General features: G+C 75.0%; 20 protein-coding genes and 1 pseudogene. 8 read left to right on the forward strand and 13 right to left on the reverse strand.

Annotation, left to right across the window (positions count from 1 at the left end; genetic code table 11):
• The first annotated feature begins 1 nt into the window (after position 1).
• Together H0S66_RS14930 and H0S66_RS14935 are read left to right on the forward strand one after the other, a co-directional pair.
• A complete protein-coding gene (locus H0S66_RS14930) occupies positions 2-682 on the forward strand; it encodes a response regulator (RefSeq protein WP_218876339.1) in 681 nt (226 codons plus the stop codon).
• On the forward strand, positions 675-1,580 hold the full coding sequence (locus H0S66_RS14935) for a hypothetical protein (RefSeq protein ID WP_179616076.1): 906 nt from the start codon (positions 675-677) through the stop codon (positions 1,578-1,580). Before H0S66_RS14930 ends, H0S66_RS14935 begins: the two co-directional genes overlap by 8 nt.
• Before the next feature lie 261 nt (positions 1,581-1,841).
• Here the strand turns inward: H0S66_RS14935 and glpK are convergent, their stop codons facing one another.
• The gene (gene glpK, locus H0S66_RS14940) at positions 1,842-3,329 is read right to left on the reverse strand and encodes a glycerol kinase GlpK (protein ID WP_179616077.1); all 1,488 of its coding nucleotides are present in this window, start codon (positions 3,327-3,329) and stop codon (positions 1,842-1,844) included.
• Positions 3,326-4,159, reverse strand: a complete 834-nt coding sequence (locus H0S66_RS14945) for a DUF1028 domain-containing protein (RefSeq protein ID WP_179616078.1) — start codon at positions 4,157-4,159, stop codon at positions 3,326-3,328. The genes glpK and H0S66_RS14945 overlap by 4 nt, the downstream gene beginning before the upstream one ends.
• 65 nt (positions 4,160-4,224) lie before the next feature.
• Between H0S66_RS14945 and H0S66_RS14950 the strand changes: the two genes are divergently transcribed.
• Positions 4,225-4,572 (forward strand): MFS transporter, encoded by a 348-nt coding sequence (locus tag H0S66_RS14950; RefSeq protein ID WP_180923649.1) that lies wholly within the window; start codon positions 4,225-4,227, stop codon positions 4,570-4,572.
• 99 nt (positions 4,573-4,671) lie between these two features.
• Complete coding sequence (locus H0S66_RS14955) at positions 4,672-5,424, forward strand: MFS transporter (protein WP_338037255.1); 753 nt, start codon at positions 4,672-4,674, stop codon at positions 5,422-5,424.
• A 66-nt stretch (positions 5,425-5,490) separates the two neighbouring features.
• Here the strand turns inward: H0S66_RS14955 and H0S66_RS14960 are convergent, their stop codons facing one another.
• The gene (locus tag H0S66_RS14960; protein ID WP_179616080.1) at positions 5,491-6,024 is read right to left on the reverse strand and encodes a hypothetical protein; all 534 of its coding nucleotides are present in this window, start codon (positions 6,022-6,024) and stop codon (positions 5,491-5,493) included.
• A gap of 67 nt (positions 6,025-6,091) precedes the next feature.
• On the opposite strand from H0S66_RS14960, the gene H0S66_RS14965 reads away from it, so the two are divergent.
• The 4 genes from H0S66_RS14965 (at position 6,092) to H0S66_RS14980 (ending at position 11,229) form a co-directional block, all read left to right on the forward strand.
• Complete coding sequence (locus H0S66_RS14965; RefSeq protein WP_179616081.1) at positions 6,092-7,120, forward strand: 6-phosphofructokinase; 1,029 nt, start codon at positions 6,092-6,094, stop codon at positions 7,118-7,120.
• Between the two features lie 75 nt (positions 7,121-7,195).
• Entirely contained in the window at positions 7,196-8,668 is a 1,473-nt protein-coding gene (locus H0S66_RS14970) for an APC family permease (protein ID WP_179616082.1), read from the forward strand.
• A gap of 59 nt (positions 8,669-8,727) precedes the next feature.
• The gene (locus H0S66_RS14975) at positions 8,728-10,077 is read left to right on the forward strand and encodes a class II 3-deoxy-7-phosphoheptulonate synthase (RefSeq protein WP_179616083.1); all 1,350 of its coding nucleotides are present in this window, start codon (positions 8,728-8,730) and stop codon (positions 10,075-10,077) included.
• A 159-nt stretch (positions 10,078-10,236) separates the two neighbouring features.
• A complete protein-coding gene (locus tag H0S66_RS14980; protein ID WP_179616084.1) occupies positions 10,237-11,229 on the forward strand; it encodes a threonine aldolase family protein in 993 nt (330 codons plus the stop codon).
• A 22-nt stretch (positions 11,230-11,251) separates the two neighbouring features.
• On the opposite strand, the gene H0S66_RS14985 is transcribed toward H0S66_RS14980, so the two are convergent.
• From H0S66_RS14985 to pknB, 10 genes and pseudogenes are all read right to left on the reverse strand, one after another.
• Positions 11,252-12,877, reverse strand: coding sequence for a LuxR family transcriptional regulator (locus H0S66_RS14985; RefSeq protein WP_179616085.1), 1,626 nt, complete (start codon positions 12,875-12,877; stop codon positions 11,252-11,254).
• Positions 12,878-12,909: 32 nt separating this feature from the next.
• Positions 12,910-14,034, reverse strand: coding sequence for a flavin-containing monooxygenase (locus tag H0S66_RS14990; RefSeq protein WP_179616086.1), 1,125 nt, complete (start codon positions 14,032-14,034; stop codon positions 12,910-12,912).
• A gap of 100 nt (positions 14,035-14,134) precedes the next feature.
• Positions 14,135-14,755 carry an NADase-type glycan-binding domain-containing protein gene (locus H0S66_RS14995; protein WP_179616087.1) on the reverse strand — a complete coding sequence of 207 codons (621 nt, stop codon included), beginning with the start codon at positions 14,753-14,755 and terminating at the stop codon, positions 14,135-14,137.
• A 396-nt stretch (positions 14,756-15,151) separates the two neighbouring features.
• On the reverse strand, positions 15,152-16,201 hold the full coding sequence (aroF, locus tag H0S66_RS15000) for a 3-deoxy-7-phosphoheptulonate synthase (RefSeq protein WP_179616088.1): 1,050 nt from the start codon (positions 16,199-16,201) through the stop codon (positions 15,152-15,154).
• 62 nt (positions 16,202-16,263) lie between these two features.
• A complete protein-coding gene (locus H0S66_RS15005) occupies positions 16,264-17,214 on the reverse strand; it encodes a DMT family transporter (protein WP_258016939.1) in 951 nt (316 codons plus the stop codon).
• A complete protein-coding gene (locus tag H0S66_RS15010; RefSeq protein WP_179616089.1) occupies positions 17,211-18,125 on the reverse strand; it encodes a deoxyribonuclease IV in 915 nt (304 codons plus the stop codon). The genes H0S66_RS15005 and H0S66_RS15010 overlap by 4 nt, the downstream gene beginning before the upstream one ends.
• A gap of 58 nt (positions 18,126-18,183) precedes the next feature.
• Complete coding sequence (locus tag H0S66_RS15015) at positions 18,184-18,957, reverse strand: helix-turn-helix transcriptional regulator (RefSeq protein ID WP_179616090.1); 774 nt, start codon at positions 18,955-18,957, stop codon at positions 18,184-18,186.
• 94 nt (positions 18,958-19,051) lie between these two features.
• A complete protein-coding gene (locus H0S66_RS15020; protein WP_179616091.1) occupies positions 19,052-19,963 on the reverse strand; it encodes a sensor histidine kinase in 912 nt (303 codons plus the stop codon).
• Positions 19,964-20,257: 294 nt separating this feature from the next.
• Positions 20,258-20,464 (reverse strand): PASTA domain-containing protein, encoded by a 207-nt coding sequence (locus tag H0S66_RS21080; RefSeq protein ID WP_420846882.1) that lies wholly within the window; start codon positions 20,462-20,464, stop codon positions 20,258-20,260.
• 51 nt (positions 20,465-20,515) lie between these two features.
• Positions 20,516-22,276, reverse strand: a pseudogene (gene pknB / locus H0S66_RS15025) (Stk1 family PASTA domain-containing Ser/Thr kinase); the annotation flags it as partial.
• Positions 22,277-22,432: the final 156 nt, after the last annotated feature.

Below are 22,432 nucleotides of genomic sequence, written 5' to 3' on the forward strand. Positions count from 1 at the left end.
CATGAGCGCCGTCACACCTCCCGCCACCGCCGCGCTGCGCGTGATGGTGGTCGACGACCACCCGATGTGGCGCGACGCGGTGGAGCGCGACCTCGCCGCGGCCGGGCACCACGTCGTGGCGGTCGCCGCCACGGGCGACGAGGCGTTGGCACGGTTCCCGGCCGCCCGGCCCCAGGTGGTCGTCCTCGACCTGCAGATCCCCGGGCCCAGCGGCGTCGAGGTCACCGCCGGGGTGCTGGCGGTCGACCCGTCGGCGCGGGTGCTGATCCTCTCGGCCTCCGGCGAGCAGGCCGACGTGCTGGCCGCGGTCAAGGCGGGCGCCACCGGCTACCTGGTCAAGTCGGCCTCGAAGGCCGAGCTGCTCGCCGCTGTCGCGGCGGTCGCCGTCGGCGACCCCGTCTTCACCCCGGGCCTGGCCGGGCTGGTGCTGGGGGAGTACCGCCGGCTCTCCGACACCCCCGACGACGACCCGGGCGCCGGGCACCCCGAGCTCACCGAGCGCGAGACCGAGGTCCTGCGGATGGTCGCCAAGGGCTGGTCCTACAAGCAGATCGCCGAGCGCCTGGTGCTCTCGCACCGCACGGTGCAGAACCACGTGCAGAACACGCTGCGCAAGCTGCAGATGCACAACCGCGTCGAGCTGACCCGGTGGGCGATCGAGCGCGGCCTCGACGATGAGTGAGGAGGCCGACGCGCCGTCGCTCCTCGACCTGGCCGAGGACCTCTACGGGCTGCCGCTGGGCGAGTTCACCGCCTCGCGCGACGCCCTGGTCAAGCAGCACCGCGGCAGCGCCCTGGCCCGCGACCTCAAGGCCCTGCGCAAGCCGACCACCGCCGCGTGGGTCGTCGACCTGCTGGTGCGCCACGAGACCGAGCAGGTCGAGCAGGTGCTCTCGGTCGGGGCCGCGCTGCGCGAGGCCCAGGCCTCGATGTCGGCCGACGAGCTGCGCACGCTGACCAAGCAGCGCCGCCAGCTCACCGCCGCCGTCACCACCACCGCCCGCGGACTGGCCCGCGAGCACGGGCTGCGCGTCACCGAGGCCGTCGCCGAGCAGGTGCAGGCCACCCTGACCGCGGCCATGGTCGACGCCGACTGCGCCCGCGCCGTGCGCAGCGGGCTGCTCGTGGCGCCGCTCGAGACCACCGGCGTCGACGACGTCGACGTGGCCGCGGCGCTGGCGCTGCCGCAGGCGCTCGGCTTCGAGGCCCGCGCCGCCGCCCCCGCCGAGGCGCCCCCGCGGCCCGAGCTGCACGTCGTACCCGACCCGGAGGCGCAGGAGCGCGCCCGGGCCGAGGCCGAGGAGGCGCTCGAGGCGGCCGACGAGGAGCTGGCCCGGGCTCGCGAGGCCCGCGAGGAGGCCGGCGCGCGGGTCGAGGAGCTCGAGGCCCGCGGCCTGCAGGTGCAGTCGGAGATCGACGAGCTGCGCCGGCGCCTGGCCGAGCTGGAATCGACCAGCGAGGACGTCGACGACGAGCTGGGGGAGGCCGAGGACGAGCGTGACGAGGCCCAGGCCGCCCTCGAGGAGGCCGAGGCCGAGCGCGACCGCGCCGCCCGGGCCCTCACCCAGGCCTCCCGCTGACCCGGCGCAAATCTCACGCTGACCCGGCGCAAACCTCCCACCGACCCGGCGCGAATCTCGCGCTGACCCGGCGCAAACTTCCCACCGACCCGGCGCGGACCCGCCCGGGTTCTGCTTCGGGCGGGCGCGACCGGGTCAAGCGGAGGAGCCAGCCGGGTCGACGAGAGATTCGGGCCGGGTGAGTGGAAGATCTGCGCCGGGTCAGCGCGAGATATGCGCCGGGTCAGCGCGAGATATGCGCCGGGTCAGGGTGGGGCCTGGTCACAGGAGGGCCCAGCCCTTGGAGCGCTCGACCGCCTCGCGCCAGCGGGCGTGCTCGGCGTCGGCGCGCTCGCGGTCGCCGCGGGGGGAGAAGCTGCGGTCGAGCTGCCAGGTCTCGCGCAGGTCGTCGGTGGAGCTCCAGACACCGGTGCCCAGGCCCGCGAGGAAGGCGGCGCCGAGCGCGGTGGTCTCCGACAGCCGGGGGCGCTGCACCTCGAGGCCGAGCTGGTCGGCCTGGACCTGGCAGAGCAGGTCGTTGGCGCAGGCCCCGCCGTCGACGCGCAGGGAGGTGCGGGCCGGAACGGTGCCGTGCATCGTCTCGAGCACGTCGCGCACCTCGAAGGCGATCGCCTCGAGGGTGGCGCGCACGATGTGGGCGCGGGTGGTGCCGCGGGTCAGGCCGTGGATGGTGCCGCGGGCGTGCGGGTCCCAGTCGGGGGCGCCCAGGCCGGTCAGGGCCGGCACGAACACAACCCCCTCGGAGCTGTCGACGGTCGCCGCGATCGCCTCGGTCTCGGCGGCCGAGCCGATGATCTGCAGGCCGTCGCGCAGCCACTGCACCGCAGCTCCCGTGACGAAGACGGCGCCCTCGAGCGCGAAGGTGTCGGTGCCGTCGGGGGAGCGCCACGCGGCGGTGGTGAGCAGGCCGGCGTCGGAGCGCACCAGCTCGCCGCCGGTGTTGGTGAGGATGAACGAGCCGGTGCCGTAGGTGCACTTGGCGTCGCCGACGTCGAAGCAGGTCTGGCCGAAGAGCGCCGCCTGCTGGTCGCCGGCGATGCCGGCCACCGGGAGCGAGAGGCCCAGGAACGAGCGCGGGTCGGTGGTCGCGACCTCGCCCCAGCTGGGCACGATCTCGGGCAGCGCGTCCACCGGCACCCCGAAGAGCGCGCACAGCTCGGCCGACCAGTCGCCGGTGGTGAGGTCATAGAGCAGCGTGCGGCTGGCGTTGGAGACGTCGGTGACGTGCTCGAGGCCGCGGGTCATCCGCGCGACCAGGTAGGAGTCGACGGTGCCGACGGCGTACCGGCCCTCCTCGACCAGCGCCCAGGTGCGCGGCTCGTGCTCGGCCAGCCAGGCCAGCTTGGTGCCGGAGAAGTAGGGGTCCAGCCGCAGCCCGGTCAGCTCGGCGACCCGCGGCTCGTGGCCCTGCTCGCGCAGCCGCACGCAGATCTCGGCCGTACGCCGGTCCTGCCAGACGATGGCGCGCCGCGGGGAGCCCAGGGTCTCGCGGTCCCACAGCAGCACCGTCTCGCGCTGGTTGGTGATCCCGATCGAGGTCAGCTCGGCGGCGTCGACCTGGCCCAGCACCGCGCGCACCGACTCCAGGGTCGCCTGCCAGATCTCCTCCGGCGCGTGCTCGACCCACCCGGGGTGCGGGAAGTGCTGGGCGAACTCCTGGTAGCCGCGGGCCCGGACCTGGCCCGAGGCGTCGACGACGACCGCGGTGACGCCGGTGGTGCCGGCGTCGATCGCCAGGACACAGCTCACGCGGAGGCCTCGTCGGTGCCCCCGCGCACCACGGCCAGGACCCGCCGGTCGATCCAGGACAGGTCGGGCGCCACCCGCATCTCGTAGTTCTCGGTGCCGACCCACGCGTGGAAGTCGCGGTGGCCGCCCTCGGCGGCGAACCGCTCGAGCTCGGCCTCGAGCTCGGGGGTGACGGCCACCTTCTCCTCCTCGGTGGAGGCGGTCAGGTAGAGCTCGTTGAGGTCGAGCAGGCGGGCGAGCTCGACCACCGGGTCGGCGTGGTCGTCGACGCGCAGGTCGACCTCGATGTCGTCGAGACCGCCGTACCCGGCCTCGTCGCGCACCACCAGCAGCGCCGCCGACTGGCGACCGCGGCGGTCGCCGCCGGCCCGGTCGCCGGCATGCAGCGCGGCCAGCAGCCGGGTGCCGAGCGGGGCTCCCGGGTCGGAGCCGAGGAACGCGGTCTCCATCGCCTCGAGGACCTCCTCGCCGGCGAGCACGTTGCCCTGCAGCGCGTAGCCGTCGCCGCTGCGCCCACCCGCCCAGTCCAGGCACAGGGGGCCGGTGAAGGTGGCGGCGCCGCCGTCGACGTCGACGATGCCGACCTGGCGGTGGTCGCGGCCCTCGTCCTCCTCGAGCAGCCGGTCGAGGGCGACCGCGGCGGTGGCGCCCTCGTCGAGGTGCGAGAGCGCCAGGCCCTTGAAGGCGACGTTGGCGTCGGCCTGGGTGGCGATGGCGCCGACCTGGGCCACCGCGGCGGGCACGGCGCTGCCGACGGCCAGGAACTTCGAGGCCACCGCCACCCCCCAGGACTCACCGTCGGCGGAGCGGGCCACGATCGAGAAGGTCATGCCGGGACTGTAGCGATCCGGGGACGGGTCGACGCCCGAGCCACCGCACTGTGAGGATGCTCCGCGTGCCGCACACGACCACCTGGGCCGAGCGCCTGGGCTGGCCCTCTCTCGGGGACCACCGCCGCTTCGTCACCGCGATCGCCATCGACGCGGTCGGCAGCGGCGTCTTCATGCCCGTCTCGGTGCTGTACTTCCTGGCCACCACGTCGCTGGGGCTGGTCGAGGTCGGTGCGGCGCTGTCGCTCTCGGCGCTCCTGGCGCTGCCGGTCGGGCCGCTGCTGGGCGGTGTCGTCGACCGCTTCGGCGCCAAGGTCGTGCTGCTGGCCGGCAACGCGCTGCAGGGTGTCGGCTTCCTGGCCTACCTGCTGACCGAGTCGTCACCGCGGTCGTCGTGTGGACCGTCGTGGTGACCCTGGGGCGCACCGCCTTCTGGGGCTCCTACGGCACCATCGTGGCCGCCATCTCCCGGCCGGGGGAGCGGGAGCGCTGGTTCGGCTTCCTGGGGCGCGCTGCGCAACGTCGGCTTCGCGCTCGGCGGGCTCGCGGCCGGGCTCGCCATCACCATCGGCACCCCGTCGGCGTACGCCGCCATCGTGGTCGTCAACGCGGCGTCGTACGCCGTGGCCTTCCTGCTGCTGCTCTCGGTGCCGGCCACGGCCTCGAGCGGCCACCGCCCCGAGCCCGGCTCATGGGCCACGGTGCTGCGCGACCGGCCCTACCGGCTGCTGGTGCTGGGCCAGCTGTGCTTCGCGATGTCGATGATGGTGCTCAACGTGGTGCTGCCGGTCTACGCCACGACGGTGCTGGGGCTGCCCGGCTGGGTCACCGGCACCGTCTTCACGCTCAACACGGTGCTGGTCGGACTGGGCCAGGGGCTGGTGGTGCGCGCGATGACGGGCGCGCGCCGCTGGCGGGTGCTGCTGCTCGCCCACGCCACCTTCGCGGCGGCGTACGCCGTCATGGCGCTGGCCGGTGCGCTCCCGGTCGCCCTCGCGGTGGTCGCGCTGCTGCTCGGCTCGGTCGTCTACACCGCCGGCGAGCTCCTCGGCGGGCCGGTGCACGGCGCCCTGTCGGCCGAGGCGGCGCCCGAGCACCTGCGCGGTCGCTACCTCTCGCTGGTGCAGCTGGCCTGGGGCGTGGCGGGCGCGGTCGCGCCGGTGACCTTCGCGTGGCTGCTCGACCGAGGCGTGTGGCCGATCTGGGCGGCGCTGGGTGCGATCGCCCTCGCGGGCGGCCTGGTCGCGCTGCGGCTGGGCCGGTGATGCCGCTGGCCACCGACCGGGTCAGCACCCGCTCCGAGGTGCTGGCGGTCTGAGCGGCCGCGCCGGTCAGCGCGCCGCCGGCCGGCGTCGTACGACGAGCAGGGCGGCGGCGCCGAGCGCCAGCAGCCCGGCCAGCGCCAGCACGCCCGGGACGGCGCCCCACGCGCCGAGGCCGACGAGCGGGGCGGGCAGCCGCGGGGCGGTCTCGACGGCCACCGCGGTCTCGTGGACCGTGCTGCCCCCGCCCCCGGTGCAGGTCACCTCGACCGTCGCCGAGGCCGGTTCGAAGGAGGCGGTGCCGGTCCAGTCGCCGGGGCTGCCGCCCTCGCGCCGGTAGGAGGCGTCGAGCGGCGCCATCGGCAGGTCCCGGCCCGTGGTCGTGTCGACCGCCGAGCAGTCCGGCGTCGCGTCGGGCTCGTAGGTCCACAGCACCGCCGTGCGGTCGTCGGCCAGCCGTACGTCGTGGGGTCGCCCGTCGGCCGGGACGAACGACGCCTCGTCCCAGCGGTAGCCATCGAGGTGGGACGCGGCGAGGCCGGCCCAGGAGGCGGCGGCGGCGAGCAGCAGGGCCACGCCGGAGGCGAGCAGGCGGACGGTCATGGCGCGCATGCTCGCACGCCGCCGGAGGTGATGGCCGTGCGACGCGCTCGCGACTAGGGTCGAGGTCATGCGAGTGGGAGTGCTGACCGGAGGCGGGGACTGCCCTGGCCTCAACGCCGTCATCCGTGCCGTGGTGCGCCGTGGGGTGCGCGACCACGGCTTCGAGCTGATCGGCTACCGCGACGGCTGGAAGGGCCCCCTCGAGGGGCTGAGCTTCCCGCTGGGCATCGAGCAGTGCCGCGGCATCCTGCCGCGCGGCGGCACCATCCTCGGCTCCTCGCGCACCAACCCGTTCGCGATCGACGACGGGGTGGAGCGGATCCGCGCCAACCTGGCCGCCGACGGGGTCGACGCCCTGGTCGCGATCGGCGGCGAGGACACCCTCGGCGTGGCCACCAAGCTGGCCGAGGCGGGCGTCTCGGTCGTCGGGGTCCCCAAGACCATCGACAACGACCTGTCGGGCACCGACTTCACCTTCGGCTTCGACACGGCCGTCAACATCGCCACCGACGCGATCGACCGGCTGCACACCACCGCCGAGTCGCACCACCGGGTGCTGGTGGTGGAGGTGATGGGCCGCCACGCCGGCTGGATCGCCCTGCACGCCGGCATGGCCGGCGGCGCCAGCGCCATCCTGATCCCCGAGCAGCCCTTCGACATCGACGCCGTCTGCGACCACGTGCAGACCCGCTTCGAGAGCGAGTACGCCCCGATCATCGTGGTCTCCGAGGGCGCGGTGCCCAAGGACGGCGGCGACATGACGCTCTCCTCGGGGGAGAAGGACTCGTTCGGCCACGTGCGCCTGGGGGGCATCGGCGACCGGCTGGCCAGCGAGATCGAGCACCGCACCGGCAAGGAGGCGCGGGCGGTCGTGCTGGGCCACATCCAGCGCGGCGGCACCCCCACCGCCTTCGACCGGTGGCTGGCCACCCGCTTCGGGCTGCAGGCCGCCGACGCGGTCGCCGACGGCGACTTCGGCACGATGATGGCGCTGCGCGGCACCCGCATCGACCGGGTCCCCCTGATCGAGGGCACCGGCGAGCTCAAGACCGTCAGCCCCGCCGAGTACGCCGAGGCCGAGGTCTTCTTCGGCTGAGGTCCCCGCGCCCGCAGGTTTGGCCGGGGCGCCGCGGGGCAGGACTCCTCCCAGCACCACGACCCGGGAGGCAGCATGGCCACGCAGAGCACCACCCGCCCCGACCCGGCGGAGCAGCGTGACGAGGGGGCGGGGGGCGAGCTCAAGCGGGCCATCGGCCCGCGGCTGCTGCTGTTCTTCATCGTCGGCGACATCATCGGCGCCGGCGTCTTCGCGATCACCGGCGACGTGGCCGGCGAGGTCGGGGGCGTGGCCTGGGTGCCGTTCCTGGTCGCCTTCGCCGTGGCCGCCCTGACCGCGCTGTCCTACCTCGAGCTGGTGACCAAGCACCCGCAGGCCGCCGGGGCCGCGCTGTTCGTGCACAAGGCGTTCAACGTGCACTTCCTGACCTTCCTGGTGGCTTTCGCGGTGGTCTGCTCGGGCATCACCAGCGCCTCGACGTCCTCGGGCCTGGTCGCCTCCAACCTGCTCCTCGGCCTCGACGGCCTCGTCGGCGGCGTACCCACCGGCGACACCGCGACCCTGCTCGTCGCGCTCGGCTTCATGGTGCTGCTCGCGCTCGTCAACCTGCGTGGCGTCGGCGAGAGCGTGCGGTTCAACGTGGTGCTGACCTCGGTCGTGGTGCTCGCGCTCGGCGTCATCATCGCCATCGGCTTCTGGGCGATGGCCACCGACGGCGACGTGGGCCGGGTCGTGGTCTTCGAGTCGCCGGGCGACAAGAACGTCTTCGCGGCCATCACCATCGCCACCACGGTGGCGTTCTTCGCGATGGTCGGCTTCGAGGACTCCGTGAACATGGTCGAGGAGGTCGAGGACCCGGGCCGGACCTTCCCCCGCATCATGCTCACCGGCCTGGGCGTCTGCGCGGTGATCTACGTGCTCGTCGCGATCACCGTGGTCGTGGTGATCCCGCCGGGCGACATCACCGACCCGGTCAACCCCGAGGCCGGCATCCTGCTCGACGTGGTGCGGGTCGGTGCGCCGGGCCTGCCGATCGACGACATCTTCCCGTTCCTGACCGTCTTCGCGGTCGCCAACACCGCTCTGATCAACATGCTGATGGCCAGTCGGCTGATCTACGGCATGGGCAAGCAGGACGTGCTGCCGCGCTCGCTGTCGGCGGTGCTGCCGGGGCGCCGCTCCCCGTGGGCCGCGATCCTCTTCACCACCGCCATGGCGCTGGGCCTGATCACCTTCGTGCGGCTGCGCTCCGACAGCGACGTCGTGGTGGCGCTGGCCGGCACCACCGGGCTGCTGCTGCTGGTCGTCTTCACGGTCGTCAACATCGCCTGCCTGGTGCTGCGCCGCGACACCCGCACCGAGCCGGTCTTCCGCGCCCCGACCTGGGTGCCGTACGTCGGTGCCGCGACCGCCGCCTTCCTCGTCGGGCCGTGGGCGCGCAACGAGGACGACCACATCCAGTACTCCATCGCCGGGGTGCTGCTGCTCATCGGCGTCGGCCTGTGGGTGCTGACCTGGGCCACCAACCGGGGGGTGCGGGCCAAGCGCACCGGCTTCCGTGACATCGACCACCTCGAGGGTCTGTGAGCGTCCCACGCCCGAGCCGCGAATCGGAGGGGCGCCCCGCACGGACGTAGTCTGGTCGGGTGAGCGCCATCCCCGATCTCGAGAGCCTGCACGCCCGCGGAGCAGCCCAGCAGCCGTCGTACCCCGACCGTGCTGCCGTCGACGCCGCCGTCACCAAGCTGCGCACGATGCCGCCGCTGGTCTTCGCCGGTGAGTGCGACGACCTGACCGACAAGATCGCCGCGGTCACCCGCGGCGAGGCGTTCCTGCTGCAGGGCGGCGACTGCGCCGAGACCTTCGCCGGCGTCACGGCCGACAACGTGCGCAACAAGCTGCGCGTGCTGCTGCAGATGGCGGTCGTGCTGACGTACGCCGGCTCGGTGCCGGTGGTCAAGGTCGGCCGGCTGGCCGGGCAGTACGCCAAGCCGCGCTCCTCCGACAACGAGACCCGCACCGTCGACGGCGAGGCCGTCACGCTGCCGGCCTACCGCGGTGACGCGGTCAACGGCTTCGAGTTCACCGAGGCCTCGCGGGTGCCCGACCCGCAGCGCCTCGTCGACGTCTACAACGCCTCGGCCGCCACCCTCAACCTGGTGCGCGCCTTCGTGACCGGCGGCTACGCCGACCTGCGCCAGGTGCACACCTGGAACACCGACTTCGTGCGCTCGAGCCCCATCGGCCAGCGCTACGAGTCGATGGCCGCCGACATCGAGCGCGCGCTGACCTTCATGAAGGCCATCGGCGCCGACCCCGACGAGTTCCACCGCGTCGACTTCCACTCCAGCCACGAGGCGCTGGTGCTGGAGTACGAGCACGCGATGACCCGCATCGACTCGCGCACCGAGGCGCCGTACGACGTCTCGGGGCACTTCGTGTGGATCGGCGAGCGCACCCGCCAGCTCGACGGCGCCCACGTCGAGCTGCTGAGCAAGATCCGCAACCCCATCGGTGTGAAGCTCGGCCCGACCACCACCGCCGACGACGCGATCGCGCTGGCCGCCAGGCTCAACCCCGACAACACGCCCGGGCGCCTGACCTTCATCACCCGCTTCGGTGCGGGCAAGATCCGCGACGGCCTGCCCGACCTGGTCGAGAAGGTCACCGCCGCGGGCCTGCAGGTCGCCTGGGTCTGCGACCCGATGCACGGCAACACCTTCGAGGCCTCCTCGGGCTACAAGACCCGCAAGTTCGAGGACGTCATCGACGAGCTGCAGGGCTTCTTCGACGTCCACCGCGCGCTGGGCACCTGGCCCGGCGGCATCCACATCGAGCTCACCGGCGACGACGTCACCGAGTGCGTCGGTGGTGGCGAGGAGCTGGCCGAGATCGACCTCGGCAACCGCTACGAGTCGGTCTGCGACCCGCGCCTGAACCGGGTGCAGTCGCTGGAGACCGCCTTCCTCGTCGCGGAGATGCTCAAGAAGGCCTGAGGCAGCAGCCCGTCAGCCCGCGAGCCGGCGCTACTTCCTCGCCGAGTCGGCGCCAGTTCCGGAACTGGCGCCGACTCGCGCGTGAACTGGCGCCGGCTCGGCGTGTGCGCCGACCCGGCCGGTTCGAACCGGCCGGGTCGCGGGTGTGAGGATGCCGGGGTGATCGACCTGCGCTCCGACACCCTGACCCAGCCCACCGAGTCGATGCGTGCCGCCATGGCGCGCGCCGAGGTCGGCGACGACGTGTACGGCGAGGACCCGACCGTCCTCGACCTCGAGGAGCACGTCGCGGGGCTGCTGGGCCACGAGGCGGCGCTCTTCACCCCCACCGGGTCGATGGCCAACGTGCTCGCGGTGCGGGCCCTGGTCGAGCCCGGTGAGGAGGTGCTGTGCGAGGCCTCCGCCCACATCGCGCGCGCCGAGCTCGGCGCCCACGGCGCGATCTCGGGGGTCACGATGCGCACCTGGCTGCACCCGCGCGGCCAGCTCGACCTCGACGTCGTCGGCGGCATGCTCGCCCCCGACATGGGGCCGTTCTTCGTCCGCACGGCCGCGGTCTCGGTCGAGAACACCCACAACTTCGCGGGCGGCACGGTGCTGCCGATCGGCGACCTGCGCGACCTGCGCGAGCTCGCCGACGGCGCCGGCATCGCGGTGCACGTCGACGGCGCGCGGCTCTGGAACGCGCACGTGGCGACCGGCACGCCACTGGCGGAGTACGGCGCGGTCGCCGACACCATGGCGGTCTGCCTCTCCAAGGGCCTCGGGGCCCCGGTGGGCTCGCTGATGGTCGGCAGCGCCGACGCGATCAGCGCGGCGCGGGTGCGCCGCAAGCGGATGGGCGGCGGGATGCGGCAGGTCGGCATCCTGGCCGCCGCCGGCCGGCACGCCCTCGACCACCACCTCGACCGCCTCGCCGACGACCACGAGCACGCCCGCCTGCTGGCGGAGGCCTGCGGGGTCGACCCGGCCGGCGTGGACACCAACATCGTGGTGGTGCCCCACGACGACGCACCGGGCTACGTCGCACGCGCGGCCGAGGCCGGTGTGCGCGTGGCGGCCGTGGGGCCGCGCACGGTGCGCCTGGTCACCCACCTCGGCGTCGACCGCGCGGCCGCCGAGCGGGCCGCGGCCGTGCTGGCCCGCCTCTGAGCCAGCCGACCGGCAGGAGCCGTCACATCAGGTCGTGCTCGAAGGCGAACGCCGCTGCGGCGGTCCGGGAGTGCACGTCGAGCTTGGTGAAGATGTTGCTCAGGTGCCGGGCCACGGTCTTCTCGCTGAGCACCAGCTCGTCGGCTATCTGCGCGTTGCTGCGCCCGGCGGCCACCAGCCGCAGCACCTGCGCCTCGCGCCCGGTCAGCCCGGCGGGCAGCACCTCGGGAGCCATCAGGCGCCCCACCTGGGCCAGGTCCGGCGCGGCCCCCAGGGCGGCGAAGGTGCGGCGGGCAGCCTCCAGCTCGACACGTGCCGAGTCGTGGTCGCCCATCGAGCGCAGGGCCCGGGCCAGCTGCACGCGCACCCGCGCGACCTCGTGGGGGCCGTCGAGGGCGACCCAGGCGGCGTACGCCTTGCGCAGGTAGGGGAGCGCGCCGGCCGGGTCGCCGACGGCGAGCTCGACCGCACCGTGCGCGGCCGCGGCCGTGGCCAGCAGCCCGGCGCAGCCGAACTCCGCGGCCAGGCGGTCCAGGTCGTCGACCAGGTCGCGGGCGGCGCCCTGGTCGTCGCAGGCGAGGAGCACGTCGACGGCCGGGCCGAGCAGGCGCGCCCGCTGCACGGGTCCGGCCGCCTCGGTGAGCAGTCGGCCCACCGCCGCCCGTGCGGCGCCCGTCCGACCGCGCGCCACCCAGAGCAGGGCGAGCCCGGGCTGCGGCTCGTAGCCGTGGTCGGAGGCCCGGTCGAAGGCGGCCTCGGCGTCGGCGTGCTGACCGAGCAGCCGCAGCACCTCGCCCCTCTCGTACGACGCCAGCCCCACCGCGTCGAGGGCGTGCACCTGGCGGTAGCGCCGCTCCGCGTCCGCGAACTCCGCGAGGGCACCGGGCCAGTCCCCGTGCAGGCGCAGCAGCTGGCCACGGTGCACGGCGCACTGCCCGGTGAAGGCCAGCAGGTCCGGCTGCCGGGCGCACCAGCGTTCGAGTGCGGCTGTCCACTCCGCGACGCGGGCCAGGTCGCCGACCTCCTGGCAGCCCTCGATGGCGGTGCAGTAGACGTGGCCGGCGATCACGGGCGAGGTCTCCCCGGCCACCACCCGGACCATCGACTCGTCCAGCAGCGCCAGCCCGGCGGGCACCCGCCCGGCGTACATCGCGAACCGTCCGCGCGCGCAGGTGGCCATGGCGACCAGGTCGGTGTCGTGGTGTCCTCGTCCCACGGCCGCCGCACGGTCGGCGCACGCGCCCGCCTCGTCGAACGCTCCGGCGCCGAGCGCGCGGAACATCCGCAGCATCGCCACCCAGCCGTGCTCGACCGCGTCGTCGTCGAGCGTGTCGAGGAGCTCCTCGACACGCGCGGCCCACCCTGCGGACAGCGCCGGCTGGCTGTGGGCGGCGGTGGTCATCGCCAACCGGAAGGCGCAGTGGACGGCCCGGGGGAGCTCCCCGCCCTCGAGGGACCGCGCGAAGGCGTCCTGCAGCGCCGCCACCGCCTCGGTGTGGCGCCCGAGCAGCTCGGCCGCGGTGGCGAGGTCGGCGAGGTCCTGCACCGACAGCGTGCCCGGTGCCGAGGCCACCCAGCCCGCGTGGGCGGCGGCCCAGTCGCCGCGCTCGAAGCCGGCCCGGGCCCGCTCGAGCTCGCCGACGCCCATCGCAGGAACCTCCCCGGGCAGCGTACGGCGGCTCAGGCCGCGGTCGCGAGCCCCGCGCGGTCCCGGTGCCTCTCGGCCACCCGGGCGGCGACGAACCCGGCGTCCCGGTCGGCGCCGGCCAGCAGCATCGAGGTGAAGGAGTACTGGAAGGCCAGGCCGCAGAAGAAGAGCCCGGGGGCGTCGGTGGCCACCCCGCGCAGCTCGCGGGGCCAGCCGTCGTCGCCGACGACCGACAGGTGGATCCAGTCGAAGCCCTGCCGGAACCCGGTGGCCCAGACGACGGTCGCCACGTCCCGGGGGGTGCCGTCGACGACCGGTCTCCCGTCCTGGACCGACTCCACCCGTGAGGTCACCCGCTCCACGCCGCGCGCGGCCAGGTCGGCGCGCTTGACCCGGAGCATCGGGCCGCCGTGGTGACGCAGGTGCGGCATCATCCGGCGCCCGACCGGGGTCCGACGGTTGAGCACGTGCTTCCACACCAGCATCAGCACGGGGAACAGCAGCCGCATCCTGCGGGACTCCAGCCGGGGCGGGATCTGCCCGCAGTCGCGTCCGGCCAGGATCGTGGGGTGGCTCTCGGCGGCCTCGTAGGCGATGTCTGTGCCGGAGTGGCCGGCCCCGACCACCAGCACGGGCCCCTCGCGCAGCTGCCCGGGGCGGCGGTACTCGCTGGAGTGCAGCTGCAGGATCCCGGGGTCGAGCTGCGCGGCGATGCCGGGCCGGTACGGCGCCCGCCCGAACGTGCCCGTGGCCACCACCACGCTGCGGCAGCGGTAGGTGCCCGCGTCGGTGCGCACGGCGTACCCGTCGCCGTCGGGGTCGACGGCGAGGACCCGGGTGCGCAGCCGGACCGGGAGGTCGAGGTGCCGGGCGTAGGAGGCCAGGTAGTCGGCCACCTGGTCCTTGTCGGGGTAGGACCACGGCGGGGCCGGGAACGCCATCCCCGGCAGTGCGTCGTAGCGGGCCGGGGAGTAGAGGCGCAGCGAGTCCCACTGGCGGCGCCACTGGTCCCCGATGTGCTCGGCGGCGTCGAGGACCACGAGGTCGATCCCTCGGCGCCGCAGGTGGTAGGCGGTCGCCAGGCCCGACTGGCCGGCGCCGACGACGACGACGTCGGTGGACGTCTCGGAGGTGCTGTCGCGGAGGGTGTCGCTCATGACTGCTCCAGGTGGGTGAGGGTGGCCCCCACGCTAGGAGCCGCCCGCCCTCCCACGCGTCGGTCGCAGCACCCATCCTCCGCGGCGGGGGTGGGTGTTCCTACCCACCGCCGGCCGCGTCCGCGACGATCCCCTCGAGCACCACGTCGCTGATCGCGGTGGTGTCGCGGGCGGCCGGCCCCGAGCCGGGCTCGGTGACCGACTCGATGCGCAGCCGCACGGTGTCGGTGGTGACCGCACCGACGTCGAGGACCTGCGGGTCGCGGGTCTCGTCGAGCTCCTGGCGCACCGGTGGCGCGTCGCCGAGCAGCCAGGTGACCGCGGTGACCCGCCGCCCGCCGGCGTAGAGGTCGTAGGTGGTCCCCTCCGAGACCGACGTCTTGGCGTAGCCGTTGACCAGCCCGACGGTGGTGAGCGTGACCTCCTGGTCGAGGCGCAGCACCAGCTCGGTGCCGACCGCGGCGCCGGGCACCCGCCACGCGGTGCTCGGGTCGTCGTCGAGCAGGTTCGCGGCGGCGTACGTCGTCGTCTCGCCGGTGGCGATGTCGACGCTGTCGTCGTCCTGGGCGGGCGCCGAGGCCTCGGCCAGGTCGAGCAGCGGCCGCGGCTCGCCCGACGCCGCCGACCCCTCGGTGGCGGGGGAGCCGGTGCCCTGGTCGCGGCTCCCGAGCCACGCACCCCCGGCCACGCAGACCAGGGCGAGCAGGAGGAGGGCCAGCAACCACCCGAGCCCCCGCCGGCGGCGCGGCCGCTGCACCGGTGCCGCGGGGGCAGACGGCACAGGCGACAGGTCGGTCTCGGTCGGCTGCACCCAGGCGTCCTGCGCTGCGGCTGCCTCGGGGGCGGGTCGGGGGTCCGCGTCGACGTAGAGCGGGTAGCGGGCCGGACCCGGGCGCCCGCCCACGGCCGGTGGCGCCGCCACCTCGGGGGCGTCGGGCCGTGGCTGGCCACAGCTCGTGCAGTAGCGGCCGACGTCGACCAGTGGTGCCCCGCAGGCGGCGCAGTGCGCGGTCACGTCCCTCCCGGCGCCGGCCCTGGGCCCCTCCCCGGTCGGCCGGTCCAGCCTAGCGAGGTGGTCCAGACCGGTCGGTGCCGGTCGCGAGGGCCGGGACGGGGCTCAGGCGGTGCGGATCCGCTCGCCGGCGTCGACCCGGCCCAGCACCGGGGGCAGTCGTCGTACGGCGGCCGCGAGCTCGCGCAGCTCGGTGCCCAGCAGCGCCTGCGGGCCGTCGCACAGCGCCGACTCCGGGTCGGGGTGCACGTCGACGATGATGCCGTCGGCCCCGGCGGCGATCGAGGCCCGCGACAACGGCACGACCAGGTCCTTGCGGCCGGCGGCGTGCGAGGGGTCGGTGATCACCGGCAGGTGGCTGGTGGCCTGCACGACCGGCACCGCGGAGACGTCGAGGGTGTTGCGTGTGGCGGGCTCGAAGGTGCGGATGCCGCGCTCGCACAGCACGATGTCGAGGTTGCCGCGCTGGGCGACGTACTCGGCGGCCATCAGCCACTCCTCGACGGTCGCGGTCATGCCGCGCTTGAGCAGCACCGGTCGGCCGGCGTCGCCGACCGCCTGCAGCAGGCCGAAGTTGGCCATGTTGCGGGTGCCGACCTGCAGCATGTCGGCGTGCTCGGCGACCACCGCGACGTCGCGGGCGTCGACGACCTCGGTCACCACCGGCAGCCCCGTGGCCCGGCCCACGTCGACCAGGATCTCGAGGCCGCGCAGGCCCAGCCCCTGGAAGGCGTACGGCGAGGTGCGCGGCTTGAAGGCCCCGCCGCGCAGGATCGTGGCCCCCGCGGAGGCCGCCATCTGCGCGGCCTCGAGGGTCTGCGCCGCGGTCTCGACCGCGCAGGGCCCGGCCATGAACGTGAAGGTGTCGGGGCCGATCGGCACCTGTCGTCCCGGCGGGCCGACCCAGACGGTCGAGCGGTCGGGGTGGTGCTGGCGGCTGACGAGCTTGTAGGGGTCGGAGATGCGGTGCACGTCGGCGACCCCGCGCATGGTGCGCAGGTTGAGGTGGTGGAAGGAGTCGATGTCCCCGACCAGCCCGATGATCGTGCGCACCACGCCCTTGCTGACGAAGGCCTCGCCACCGACGCCCTCGACCCGCGCGACGACGTGGGCCACGTCCTCGTCGGTGGCGTCGGGGGACATGACGACGACCATGCGAGGAGACTAGGCGGCGCTCGTCACACCACCGGGGGCTTCCCAGCTGGCGAGACCCCCGCTCACACCGCCAGGTGGGTGACCTGGCCCTCGATGGGTCCGTCGTCGGGGTCGGGCCGCGGCCCGGGCGGGTGCTGGCTGCGCGGCGGGCGCAGCTCGACGACGAGCATCGCGGTCAGCACCATCAACCCGCCGCCGACCATCCGCGCCGTGGTCGCCTCGCCGCCGAGCCAGACCGCGAAGGTGGCGGCGAAGACCGGCTCCATGCTCATGATCAGCGCGGTGCGCGTGGGCGGCAGGTGCGCCTGCGCCCAGGTCTGGGCGAGCATCGCCAGCGCCCCGGCGACCAGCGCCATGTAGACCACCGACGCCCAGTCGGCGCCGGTGCTCGGCAGCACGATCCCGTCGGGGGCGGTGGCCAGCGTGCAGACCAGCGCGATCACGCCGATCTGCACGATCGACATGCCCAGCGCCTGGCGCGCGTCCGACCACGCGCCGAGGCCGACGATGTGCAGGGCGTAGAGGATCGCGGAGACGAAGGTGATCGCCTCGCCGTAGCCGACCGACAGCCCGTCGAGGCTGAGCACCGCCAGGCCCGCGGTCGCCAGCGCCACCGCGGCCCAGGTCGTCGCCCCGATCCGGCTGCGCAGCAGCACCGCGGCCAGCAGCGGGGTGAGCACGACGTACATGCCGGTGATGAAGCCCGAGACGCTGGCCGGGGTGTGCGCCAGGCCGGCGGTCTGCAGGATCTGGGCCAGGCCGTAGACCAGGCCGAGCACGACGGCGTGGCGCCGCGACTCGCGGCTCAGCCGCGACAGCGCGCGCGGGGCCACCACGACCATCGCCACGGTGGCCACGGCGAAGCGGACCGCGAGGAAGTCGAGGGTCGGCACCCGCTCGAGCAGGTCCTTGATGAGGAAGAAGGTGCTGCCCCAGCTCGCCGTCATCGCCAGCAGCGCGATGGTGGCCAGCGCCGAGGTGCGGCGCGAGGTCGCCGGCAGGGTGGTCGTCACGCGACGGAGCCGTGGGCCTCGGCGCGCAGCCGCTTGAGCAGCGCGATGTCGGGGTTGTCGTCGTCGCGCGAGCCGGGGGTCTCGAGCACGAAGGGCACGCCCTCGGTCGCGGGGTGGGCGAAGAGCTCGCCGAAGGCGGCGGCACCGATGTGGCCCTCGCCGATCCGCTCGTGGCGGTCCTTGAAGGCGCCCCGCACGTCCTTGGAGTCGTTGGCGTGCACCAGCCGCAGCCGCCCCGGGCCGCCGATCTCGACGATCCGCTCGAGGGTCGCGGCCGCGCCGCCCGGCTCGTCGAGCGGGGCGCCGGCGGCGAAGACGTGGCAGGTGTCGAGGCAGATGCCGGCGCGCGGGTGGTGCTCGAGCACGTCGAGGTAGGCCGCCAGGTCCTCCACGCCGGCGCACAGCGAGCGGCCCTGGCCCGCGGTCGGCTCGAGCAGCAGCCACGGGCCGTCGTCGCCGAGCGCCTCGAGCAGCGGCAGCAGGCCCTCGCGCACCTGGCGCAGCGCGGCCGCGTGGCGCTCGGCCGCACCGGCCGGGTCGCCCTGCGGGTCGACGTACGAGCCGGTGTGGACCACGACGCCCTCGGCGCCGGTCTCGGCGGCGCGGCGCAGGTTGTGGGCCACGACGGCGACGCTGTTCTCGTAGGTCTTCTGCGTCGGGGAGCCGAGGTTGACCAGGTAGGGGGAGTGGATGAACGTGCGTATCCCGCGCTCCGCGGTCGCGGCGCGGAAGGCCTCGTCGTCGGCCGGTCGGCCGGGGCTCAGCGCCCACCCGCGCGGGTTGCCGACGAAGACCTGGAGGGTCTCGCAGCCCAGCCGCTCGGCGTCGACCAGGGCCCCGGCCGCCAGGCCCTTGCCGACCAGGACGTGGGTGCCGATCGGGTTGCGCTGCGCGACGTCGTGGGTGCTCACGCGAGCACGCTAGGGAGCCGCTGGCGCGGGCAGCCAATCCGCGGGTCTGTGGCGGCCCTCACGCGGAGGTCGCCGTCGCCTCCCAGTCGTCGGGCGGAGGCCGCCACGAGCGACGGTGCGCGACGGCCACGGCCTGCAGCTGCGAGCTGACGCCGAGCTTGACGAGGATCGCGCGCACCTGGGCACGGACCGTGGAGGGCCGCACCCGCCGGCGCGCGGCGATCTCGCCGACGGAGTGGCCGGCCACCAGGTGGGCCAGCACCTGCGACTCGCCCGGGCTCAGCAGGCGCAGTCCCTGCACCTCGCGGCGGCGCTCGGGTGCGCGGACGGCGTCGCGGCGGCGGGCCGCGTCGCGATCGGCCGGCGACATCAGGTCCTCTCCGGCCGCGGCGCGTCGCAGCGCGGCGAGGATGTCGGCCAGGCCCATCGTCTTCGGCAGCACCGCGAGCGCCCCCTGGGCGACCGCACGGTCGTGGCGGGCGGGGTCCTCGATGCCGGTCACGACCAGGACCCTGGCGCCGGCCCGGCACAGGGCGGCGACGAGGTCGGCGCCGTCGACACCGCCGCCGAGGTCGAGGGCGAGCAGCACGAGCCGGGGCCCGCCACCGCAGGCCGCAGCCACGAGCTCGTCGAGGCCGTCGGGGTCCTGGAGGTCGCCCCACTCGCTGTCCGCGACGTCGACGGGGTCCACCTCGAAGCCCTCGGCGCGCAGCACCACCTCGAGCCCGTCGACCAGCAGCCGGTGACGCTCGATGATGCTGATGCGCGGGCGAGGAGCAGGACTGGACGGGCTCGGCGGCGCGGTGGCCGGGTCATGGCGGTGGGTCCTCATGGCGTACCTCGGTGCGGCTGGTCGGCGCGGCCCCGAGCAACCGTGGCCGTCGATCCTGCCGCATCCGAGCGGCCTCCGCCATGGCACGTGCGGGTCATGACGTCGCTCGGTCCCGGAGGTCCGTCGGCACCCGCTCGCCCCCGGCCGGCTGCCGTTCGCGGTGCGCAGGGTGGGGAGCCGGGACGTCGCGTGGCGCCGCCGGCAGGGTGGCCAGGAAGCAGCACCCGGGTCCGGATGCCTCCAGGCGCAGGTCGCCGCCCAGCTCGCGCAGCAGCTGTCGCGAGACGTACAGGCCCAGGCCGGTGCTGAGGTGGTGGCCGCCGTGCGTGCCGCGCTCGAAGACCGACGCCGCCAGCCCGGGACGCATGCCGGGGCCGTCGTCACGCACCCTGAGCTCGAGCCGGTCACCGACCACCGCGCTGGTGATCTCGACCGCGGCTCCCGGGGCGTGCCGCATCGCGTTGACCAGCAGGTTGCCCAGCACCGTGGCCAGGTCGCCCCGCGACCCGTGCGCGCGCCCGTGGACCCCGTCGGTGCGCACCCGCAGGCCGGCGACCTGGCGGGTCAGCGCCACGTCGCGGACCACCTCGCGCACGTCGAAGTCGACCGTCCCGGCGCCGTCCGGTGCCGGCGGCGCGGGCTCGCGCAGGCGGATCAGCTGCTCGAGGTGGTCGACCTCGCGCAGCGCCGCCGCCTGGAGCCGGTGGGCCAGGCTGCGGTCGAGCTGCTCGTCGTAGCGCTCGAGGGTCGAGAGGGCCGACCGCAGCGCCCCCAGCGCGCTGCGGGCGTCGTGCTCGACCTCCTCGGCCCGCGCCTCGTGCTGGGCGCGGACCCGGGCGGCGTCGACCAGGGCCGCCTCGAGGACCGCGCGGTGCCCGTCGACCACGCGCCCGGCGGCGCGCCACTCCAGGAGCCCGACGACCAGGACCAGCAGCAGTGCGGAGACGGCGACGGCCGGGTCGCTGAGCCGGGGCTCGCGCTCCAGGGCCAGGGGCAGCAGCCCCACCGGGACCACCACGGCGACCGCGGCCCCCGCGGCGGCGAGCAGGGCGTGCGGGTCGCGCCACGGACCCCGCCGCGCCGGTCCCGCTGCACCCCCGCCCGGGCCGCGTCCGGCGTGCCTCGTCGTGCGTTCTCGACCTCGAACCATGGTGGGTCCCCCCCTGGTGCCGCCCTCCCCTGGGCACGGACCCCGGTGTCCGTCCCTCGATCGTCCTACCCGATCGGCCGCGGCGACATAGCCCGCACTGCCCACCCGGGCTGGTCAGAAGTGACTACGCGCCCGCTCGGACGAGGACGCTCAGACGAGGAAGAGGGTGATGGTCGAGCCCTTCGGCACCAGCTCGCCCGCCCCGGGGTCGGTGCGGAAGACGTAGCCCAGCCCCAGGTAGTCGGAGATGTTCTCGACCTGCACCACGAAGCCCAGCGACTCCAGCTGCGCCCGGGCCGCGTCGACCCCCTGGGCCCGCACGCCGGGCACCTCCACCAGCTCGGGCCCCTTCGACACGGTCAGGGTGACGGTGTCGCCCTTGAAGAGGGTGCCGCCCGTGGGCTCCTGGGCGACGACGTCACCGGCGGCGACGTCGTCGGAGAAGACGTCCTCGTTGCGCTGCACCACCAGGCCCTTGCGCTCCAGCGTGCGCTGCGCCTCGTCGGCCGGCTCACCGACCCAGTCGCCCACGTTGACCGGCTTGCGCCCCTTGCTGACCACGAGGTCGACCGCGGCGCCCGGACGCAGCTCCTTGCCGGGGCCCGGGGTGCTGCGCACGACCTGGTCGTCGGGCACGGTCTCGGAGAACCGTTCCTTGACCCGGCCGACCTCCAGCTCGACCTCGGCCAGCGCGGAGCGCGCCTCCTCGAGGGTGCGCCCGGCCAGCTCGGGCACCGGGTACTGCTCGATGCCCAGGCTGAGCACGATGGTGACCTCGTCGCCCTCCAGGGCGCGGCTGCCGGCGCCGGGCTCGGCGGTGACGACCCGACCCTCGGGCACCCGGTTGCTGTAGACGGCCTCGCCGAGGACGACCTCGAACCCGGCGTCCTCCAGCTCGGCGACCGCCGAGGCGCGCCCCTGCTCCAGCACGCTGGGCACGGTCGAGTAGCGCGCCCAGCCGTACCACCAGGCGCCGATCCCGAGGGTGGTGGCGAGCAGCACCGCGAGCAGCACCGCGACCGGGCCCCTCCAGCGGCGACGGCGGGCGGGGCCGGCGGGTCGGGCAGGGCTGACGGCGGACGCGGGTGCGTCCGGCTGCGGCCCCCGCGGGTCGGGCAGGCCGGGCAGGCCGGGCAGTGCAGCGGCGCGCACCGGGGAGTCGGGCGCCGAGACCGTGCGCAGCATCGAGGTGGGCTCGTGGTCGCCGGTGGCGCCCGGGTCCACGCCGGGCCCGGGGGGCCGGGCCGGCCCCGGTTCCTCGACGACGATCTCGCCGGTGTCGGGGTGCAGCAGCAGCGGGGCCAGGTCCTGGGTGAGCTCGGGGTCCTCGCGCACGCCCTCGGCCAGCGCGTGCGCCACCCGGTGCACGTGGTGCAGCAGCACCCCGGCGTCGGCCGGGCGCAGCCCGCGGTCGCGGGAGGTGGCGCGGGCGACCAGCGCGTCGACGTACCCCGGGAGCGAGGGGACCAGCCGCGAGGGGGGCGCCACGTCCTCGTGCACGTGCTTGTAGGCCACCTGGATCGGGCTCTCGCCCTCGTGCGGCTTCGCGCCGGTGAGGAGCTCGTAGAGCAGCACCCCGACGGCGTAGACGTCGGCGCGCGCGTCGCTGATGCCCTCGGAGACCAGCTCGGGGGCCAGGTAGGAGACGGTGCCGATGAGCACGCCGCCGGTCGCGGTGTGCTGGGTGTCGGTCCCGACCGCCTTGGCCAGCCCGAAGTCGGCGACCTTGACCCGCCCGTCGTCGGCGATCAGCACGTTCTCGGGCTTCACGTCGCGGTGCACGATGCCTGAGCGGTGCGCCGCGGCCAGGGCGGAGACCACCGGCTCGACCAGCGCGAGCGCCCGCGACGGCGACATCGGGGCCTCCTTGGCGATCACGTCGCGCAGGGTGTGCCCGGGGACCAGCTCCATCGCCAGGAAGACGGTGCCCTGGTCGTCGCCCTGGTCGAAGACCGCGACGACGTTGGGGTGCGAGAGCCGGGCCGCGGCGCGGGCCTCGCGCACGAAGCGGGCCGCGAACTCCTCGTCGTCGCCGAGCCCGACGTGCATCACCTTGACGGCCACGACGCGGTCGAGCCGCAGGTCGGTGGCCTCGTAGACGCTGGCCATCCCGCCGCGCGCGATGCGCGGCCCGATGCGGTAGCGACCGTCGAGGACGCGGCCGGTCACGGGGTCGGCGAGGCCACCGGACGTGCCCTGTCGGGCAGGCCGGGCGACCTCGTGCGGCTGCCGGTCTGTCGGCACAGCGACCTCCTGCGTGGCCGGACGGGGAAGGTTCCGGCGGAGCCCATCGTAGGCGGGCGGACCCGCCGGGACGGGCACCGA

Source organism: Nocardioides marinisabuli (assembly GCF_013466785.1).
Lineage (GTDB): Bacteria > Actinomycetota > Actinomycetes > Propionibacteriales > Nocardioidaceae > Nocardioides > Nocardioides marinisabuli.